Source organism: Chryseobacterium polytrichastri (assembly GCF_900142445.1).
Lineage (GTDB): Bacteria > Bacteroidota > Bacteroidia > Flavobacteriales > Weeksellaceae > Chryseobacterium > Chryseobacterium polytrichastri.
Genome location: NZ_FRAV01000090.1, coordinates 1 through 1,634, shown reverse-complemented (window position 1 = coordinate 1,634; position 1,634 = coordinate 1). Strand labels below are relative to the sequence as shown.

Genomic DNA, 1,634 nt, shown 5'->3' with positions numbered 1-1,634 from the left:
GTGGCTAATGAATATCTTCCCGTTCCACAGGAAGGAACTTACAACGGAGCTATTTATACAACCCCTTTATCCAATAAGCCGAATACCCCTTATGGAAATGAAAAGATCTATACCGAAAAGCTTTTTGAAAACTCTCCTTTAGACAGAGTTCTAGAACAAAAGCAAGTTGGAACAGCATGGAATGATAAACCTGTAAAATTTGAATATGGCACCAATACTGCTACCGATGTTAAAAAATATGTAGTCACCACTTCATGGACAAACGGAGCAACAACGTCCTCTGTTCCTGTGGTCGGAAATTATGGAGCCAATCAGTTATACAAAACAACGGTGACTGACGAGGACGGAAACAAAACGACAGAATTCAAGAATGCTCAGGGTCAGGTTATCTTGGTTAGAAAAACATTGAGTTCTTCGCAGGATGCCGATACGTATTATGTGTATAATGAATACAATCAGTTGGCTTTAGTGATTCCTCCTGAGGCCGTGGTTTCGGCAACCATGGACGGTACTGTTTTAGATAACTATTGTTATCAGTATAATTATGATGGAAGAAACAGGCTTGTCGGAAAAAAGCTTCCGGGTAAAGGCTGGGAATATATGGTCTACGACAAACAGGATCGACTTGTCATGACTCAGGATGCCCAATTGGGATTATCCAAGCAGTGGATGTTTACAAAGTATGACCAATTTGGAAGACCGGTTTACACTGGAATCTATACCGGAACATCGTTGTATAGTCTTGCAGGAAGAGCATCAGAACAAACCAATGTAGAAACAAAAGGCAGTAATAACGAGCTTAGAGGAAGTTCATCTCCCGACAGCAGTGTTATTTCGCTTAATTACAATAATGCAGCATATCCTACTTCTAATATCAAGATTCTGACGATTAATTATTATGATAGCTTTCCAAGAGACTCTTGGTTTCCAAGTGATCTTCCGGATGTTATTCTGGATCAGAAAGTGGTTCTTAACAGTCAGACTGGTAACGTAAGAGGACTACTCTTGGCGTCATATGTGAAGAATATAGAAAATGATGATTGGACCAGAAATTTCATGTTATACGATCCTAAAGCACGTCTGATTGGAAGCCGTTCTACGAATCATTTAGGAGGCTCAACCAATGTAGATCTAAAACTGAGTTTTGCGGGTCTTACCGAGCAGACTATCACGAGACATAAAAGGTTAAGTACCGATACAGAAAAAGTAATCACTGAAGGTTTTACGTATGATCACCAGAATAGACCGCTAACTCATAAACATCAGGTTGATCAGAATCCTGTTGAGATTCTATCTCAAAACAAATACAATGAACTTTCACAATTAGAAAGTAAAAAAGTTGGAGGGATAATTGCTAATTCTCCACTTCAACAAATCGACTATGAATATAACATCCGAGGTTGGATGACTAAGATTAATGATCCTGTTAACCTTAACGGGAAATTGTTTGGTTATGAAATAAGGTATAATAATCCTGTCAATCCAACGATTGCTCCGGGAAGATTCAATGGTAATATTGCAGAAGTTGACTGGAAAAACTCTACAGAAGATCTATTGAAAAGGTATAACTACGAGTATGATAATCTGAATAGATTAAAAAATGCCTTCTACAAAGAACCGACTACAGGAAACAG

General features: G+C 38.4%; 1 protein-coding gene. It reads left to right on the top strand.

Annotated features, from left to right (window positions below; all coding sequences use genetic code 11):
• The coding region (locus BUB80_RS23760; RefSeq protein WP_228433960.1) for a DUF6443 domain-containing protein at positions 1-1,634 on the top strand (1,634 nt) is incomplete at both ends.